Here is a 4,755-nt window from a genome sequence, read left to right on the forward strand (position 1 = left end):
CCAGCCCCGCGTCCGGGCGCACGGGCAGCACCAGCGTCAGCGGCCCCGGCCAGAACGCCGTCGCCAGCGCGCGCGCGGCGTTGTCGACCACCGCCACCCGCTCGGCGGCGACGAGATCGGGCACGTGGACGATCAGCGGATTGAACGAGGGCCGGCCCTTGGCGGCATAGATCCGCGCCACCGCCGCCGGGTCGGTCGCATCGGCGGCGAGCCCGTATACCGTCTCCGTCGCCACCGCGACCGGCTCGCCGGCGCGGATCAGCGCCGCCGCGCGGGCGATCGCGCCGTTGCCGAAGGGGAGGATGGTCGCGGGCATCGCACGCGCTTATACCTAGGCCCCTTGCTCCCTGCGAGCGTTGCTCACCCTCACCCTTTCGCTCGGCTGCGCCGAGCTGTTCCCTCTCCCATCGGGAGAGGGAGGGAGCCGCGAAGCGGCGGAAGGGTGAGGGTGATCAGGAACCCCGATGTTCGATCTTCCCGCCTATCTCGCCCGTCTCCGCCTGTCCGCCCGGCCGACGCGCGACGCCGCCGGGCTCCAGGCGTTGCACCGCGCGCACCGGCTCGCCATCCCGTTCGAGAATCTGGACTTGGGCCTCGGCCGCCCGATCGCGATCGACCCGGCCGCCGCCTTCGCCAAGCTCGTCGGCCGCCCGCGCGGCGGTTATTGCTTCGAGCATCACCGCGTCTTCGCCGACGCGCTGGCCGCACTCGGCTTCTCCGCCCGGCCGCTGCTCGCGCGCGTGCTGCTCGGCGCCGCCGCGCCGCCGCCGCTCACCCATGTGCTGAGCCTGGTGCGGATGGACGGGCAGGACTGGATCGCCGATCCCGGCTTCGGCGACGGTTATACCCCGCCCATGCCGCTCGCCGAGGGCGAAGAGGCGACCGCGACCGACGGCGCCCGCTTCGCGCTGACCCGCGAGGGCGCGGATTGGACGCTCTGGCGCGACGGCGATGGCGACGACCCACGCCCGCAATACCGGTTCACGCTGGCGAGCGTCGAGGACGCGGACCTCGAACAGGGGAATTGGTGGGCCTCCACCCACCCGACCAGCCGCTTCACGCGCCACCGGATCGCCAGCATCGTGCTGCCCCACGGCTTCGCGCGGCTGACCGACCGCCACTATCGCCGGCAGGTCGGCGTCGAGATCAGCGAGGGCGAGATCGCCGACCCGCGCGTGTATCGGATGCGGCTGTCGCTGCTGTTCGGGATCGACCTCACCGCCGAGGAGGTGGCGCAACTGTTCTGACGATCAGGCCTCGTCGCGCTCCAGCAGCGCGGCGGCATCGAGGCCCAGCAGCTCGATATAATCGCGGATGCGTGGCCAGTGCGCCGTCACGAACCGCTCGCGCTCGGCCACGCGCAACCGGTCGGCGGCGCCCGGCCGCACGAACATGCCGACGCCGCGCCGCACCTCGACATAGCCGTCGTCCTGAAAGCTCTGATAGGCTTTGGCGACCGTCAGCGGGTTGGCGCCGTGCTCGGCGGCCAGCGCGCGCACGCTGGGCAGCTGATCGCCCGCGCGATAGTCGCCGCGCAGGATGCCCGCCGCGATCGTCCCGCGCAGGCGGAGATAGACGGGGGAGTCCTCGCCGGAGAGCGCTGTCATGGTGCGTTAATACAGCATGGGGGCGCGGTGTCGAGTCAGCCCGCCCAGCGCGAGGCGATCGCGGCCAGATCGGGCCGGGGCCGCTCGTCGAGCGGGCGGCTGGGCGTGCCGATGAACATGAAGCCGACCAGCCGCTGGTCCGCGCCGCCGAACGCATCGCGTACCCGATCGGAGAAGGCCGGCCAGCCGGTCAGCCAGCCGCCGGCATAGCCCATCGCGTGCGCGGCATGGAGCAGGTTCATCGCCGCCGCGCCCGCCGACAGCTCCTGCTCCCACAACGGCACCTTGTGGCCGTGGACGGGCGCGGACAGCACGACCACCAGCGCCGGCGCCTGCATCGCGAACTGGCGCGCGCTCTCGCGCTCGTGCGCCGGCGCGCCGGGATGATCGGCAAGCCACGCCTGCTCCAGCAGGTCGGCGAAGGCGCCGCGCCGGTCGGGCTCCACCACCACGAAGCGCCACGGCGCGATCTTGCCGTGATCGGGCGTGCGCGCGGCGAGCGCGATCATGCGGTCGATCTGGTCGGGCGAGGGGCCGGGCCCGGCGAGGTCGCGCGGCTTGCCCGAGCGGCGGGTAGCGAGGAGCGAGAGCGGCGTGGAGCGATCGTTGAACATAGGAGGCATGTAGCGTTGCGAACCGCTCGCAGGAAGAGGGCTGAATCGTCCCGTCCCGGGGAGGATTTACAGCGCTTCCCAACCCGCTACGCTGCGGCCGGGCCTTGCAGTGCCCCCGGCGTATCAGGAAGTATTCATGGTCGACAGCCCCACCGCGGACAGCCCCGTCGAGCCGGACATCAGCCATGTCCAGCCGCTCGATCGCCGCACCTGGCTCGGCCACCCCGTCGAGCTGCGCCGGCTGTTCGGGATCGAGATGTGGGAGCGATTCGGCTTCTACGGCATGCGCGCGCTGCTGGTGCTGTATCTCACCAAGCATTTCCTGCTGCCTGATCACCAGGCGACCGGGATCGTCGGCGGCTATCTCAGCCTCGTCTATCTGACCCCGGTCGTCGGCGGGCTGCTCGCCGACCGCTATCTGGGCTCGAAGCGCTCGGTGAAGTTCGGCGCGCTGGTGATGGCGGCGGGATATACGCTGCTCTGCTTCGGTGGCGCGCAGGGCACCGCCTATGCGACGATCGACGGCCAGCGTACCCCGGTCAGCCAGGCCGCGCCGCCGCAGCTGCTGACGCCCAACACCGCGCCGCAGCTGGTGCGCGTCGGCGGCGAGACGCTGGCGATCCACGGCCTGCCCGATGGCTCGGTGCAGCTCCGGCGGCCCGACGGCGCCGTCGCGCGCACCGTCCCGGCGGCGCGGTTCCAGTCGGGCGCGGATCGCTCGTCCCTGTCGCAGACGCTGCTGCTGTTCGCGCTGGGGCTGATCGTGATCGGCAACGGCTTCTTCAAGCCCAACATCTCCACCATCGTCGGCGGGCTGTACGCGCCCGGGGACCGGCGGCGCGACGCGGGCTTCACCATCTTCTACGCCGGCATCAACGTCGGCTCGGTGCTGGGCCAGGCGGCCTGCCCGTTCCTGGTCAACAATGTCGGCCAATGGTGGGCGGGCTTCCTGATCGTGGCGTTCGTGCTCGGGCTGGCCTGGGCGATGCTGCGCTTCGACGGGGGCCGGCTCGACGGCTATGGCGAGCCGCCGGTGCGCCACGGGCCGGATCGCGCGCCGCTGATCTATGGCCTGGCGCTCGCCTCGGTCGTGTTCTTCTGGCTGGTGTTCCAGAACGTCGCGCAGGCGCCGGAGGCGGCGGCGGGAAGCGGATTGTGGGGCTACATCGTCGCCACCCCGGTGCTCGGCAAGGCGCTGCTCGTCATCTTCCTCGCCGCCGTGATCGGCATCCCGGTCTGGTCGGCGCGCGTCGGCGACAAGGTGGAGCGCGAGATGATGCTGGCCGCGATCGTCCTGGTCGTCTTCAACGTCACCTTCTGGGCGCTGTTCGAGCAGGCGGCGTCGTCGCTGACGCTGTTCGCGGATCGCAACACGGACCTGTCGCTGTTCGGCTTCCACATGAGCGCGCCCGCCACGCAGCAGTTCAATCCACTGTTCGTCGTGCTGTTCGCGCCGGTGCTGAGCTGGTTGTGGTTGTCGCTGGCGAAACGGGGATGGGAGCCGTCGATTCAGGTCAAGTTCGCCCTGGCGCTGATCCTGGTTGGGCTCGGCTTCGTCGCGCTGGCCGCGTCGGGCGGCACGGCGGACGGCGCCTTTCGCGTGTCGCTGTGGTGGCTGGTGCTGACCTATCTCCTGCACTCGGTCGCCGAGTTGTTGATCTCGCCGGTCGGCCTGTCGATGATCACCAAGCTGTCGATCGCGCGCATCGTCGGCATGATGATGGGCGTGTGGTTCCTGTCGATCTCGGTCGGCGAGTACATCGCCGGCGCGGCGGCGCAGGCGGCGGCGGTGACGACGGTAGGCGGGCAGGTGACCAACCCCGAGCTGTCGCTCCACACCTACCTGGCTACATTCCTGACCGGCGGCGAGCTGACGATCGGCGCCGGCGTGGTGCTGCTCGTCATCAGCCCGCTGCTCAGGCGGCTGATGCATGGTGTGACCTGATGGCCGCGCTGGTCGCGGCGGCGCTGCTGTTCGTCGGCAGCCATTTCCTGCTGTCGCATCCGCTGCGGGCGCCGTTGGTGCGCGCGATCGGCGAGCGCGGGTTCCTGGGCATCTATTCGCTCGTCGCGGCGGTGACGCTCGGCGCGCTGGCGGTCGCGTATCGCGCGCAGCCGACGACGGCGCTGCTCTGGCCGGCGGGCGACGCGCTCTGGGCGGTGGCGACGGTCGTCATGCTGCTTGCCAGCGTGCTGCTGATCGGCTCGCTGCTCGGCAACCCCGCCACCGTGACCGGCGGCGCACCGGCGGCGATCCCGGCGCACGCGCGCGGCGTGTACGCGATCACGCGCCACCCGATGATGTGGGCCTTCGCGCTCTGGGCCGGCGTCCATGCGGGCGTCTATCCGACGCCGGCCAATTCGTGCTGGTCGGATCGGTCGCGGTGCTGGCCCTAGGCGGAGCGGCGCTGCAGGACCGCAAGAAGCGGCGGCTCCAGCCCGGCTGGCGCGACTGGGAGGCGCGCACCAGCTACTGGCCCTTCGCCGCGATCGCGCGCGGCCGGACGCGGCTCGCCGGCTTGCGCCCGCACGAC

Annotated in this window: 6 protein-coding genes; 3 read left to right on the forward strand and 3 right to left on the reverse strand. The window is 71.5% G+C overall.

Annotation, left to right across the window (positions count from 1 at the left end; translation table 11 throughout):
• A partial coding sequence (locus HUU95_RS08745) for an L-threonylcarbamoyladenylate synthase (RefSeq protein ID WP_174279761.1) occupies positions 1 to 316 on the reverse strand: 316 nt, incomplete at its 3' end.
• A 148-nt stretch (positions 317 to 464) separates the two neighbouring features.
• On the opposite strand from HUU95_RS08745, the gene HUU95_RS08750 reads away from it, so the two are divergent.
• Positions 465 to 1,247: an arylamine N-acetyltransferase family protein gene (locus tag HUU95_RS08750; RefSeq protein WP_174279762.1), complete on the forward strand. Its 783-nt coding sequence runs from the start codon at positions 465 to 467 to the stop codon at positions 1,245 to 1,247.
• 3 nt (positions 1,248 to 1,250) lie between these two features.
• Here HUU95_RS08750 and HUU95_RS08755 read toward each other — a convergent pair whose 3' ends face one another.
• Both HUU95_RS08755 and HUU95_RS08760 read right to left on the reverse strand, forming a co-directional pair.
• Positions 1,251 to 1,607, reverse strand: coding sequence for a GntR family transcriptional regulator (locus HUU95_RS08755; protein ID WP_174279763.1), 357 nt, complete (start codon positions 1,605 to 1,607; stop codon positions 1,251 to 1,253).
• Between the two features lie 35 nt (positions 1,608 to 1,642).
• Positions 1,643 to 2,221: a nitroreductase family protein gene (locus HUU95_RS08760; RefSeq protein WP_174279765.1), complete on the reverse strand. Its 579-nt coding sequence runs from the start codon at positions 2,219 to 2,221 to the stop codon at positions 1,643 to 1,645.
• A 136-nt stretch (positions 2,222 to 2,357) separates the two neighbouring features.
• Between HUU95_RS08760 and HUU95_RS08765 the strand changes: the two genes are divergently transcribed.
• Both HUU95_RS08765 and HUU95_RS08770 read left to right on the forward strand, forming a co-directional pair.
• Positions 2,358 to 4,166 (forward strand): peptide MFS transporter, encoded by a 1,809-nt coding sequence (locus HUU95_RS08765; RefSeq protein ID WP_174279764.1) that lies wholly within the window; start codon positions 2,358 to 2,360, stop codon positions 4,164 to 4,166.
• The gene (locus HUU95_RS08770) at positions 4,166 to 4,618 is read left to right on the forward strand and encodes an NnrU family protein (protein WP_254602707.1); all 453 of its coding nucleotides are present in this window, start codon (positions 4,166 to 4,168) and stop codon (positions 4,616 to 4,618) included. The genes HUU95_RS08765 and HUU95_RS08770 overlap by 1 nt, the downstream gene beginning before the upstream one ends.
• Positions 4,619 to 4,755 lie beyond the last annotated feature (137 nt).

This window comes from Sphingomonas bacterium (genome assembly GCF_903643065.1).
GTDB lineage: Bacteria > Pseudomonadota > Alphaproteobacteria > Sphingomonadales > Sphingomonadaceae > Sphingomonas.

What these genes read in the sequence shown, in the direction of transcription:
- HUU95_RS08750 (WP_174279762.1), top strand. Translation starts at nt 465, where the DNA reads ATGTTCGATCTTCCCGCCTATCTCGCCCGTCTCCGCCTGTCCGCCCGG.
- HUU95_RS08755 (WP_174279763.1), bottom strand. Translation starts at nt 1,607, where the DNA reads ATGACAGCGCTCTCCGGCGAGGACTCCCCCGTCTATCTCCGCCTGCGC.
- HUU95_RS08760 (WP_174279765.1), bottom strand. Translation starts at nt 2,221, where the DNA reads ATGTTCAACGATCGCTCCACGCCGCTCTCGCTCCTCGCTACCCGCCGC.
- HUU95_RS08765 (WP_174279764.1), top strand. Translation starts at nt 2,358, where the DNA reads ATGGTCGACAGCCCCACCGCGGACAGCCCCGTCGAGCCGGACATCAGC.
- HUU95_RS08770 (WP_254602707.1), top strand. Translation starts at nt 4,166, where the DNA reads ATGGCCGCGCTGGTCGCGGCGGCGCTGCTGTTCGTCGGCAGCCATTTC.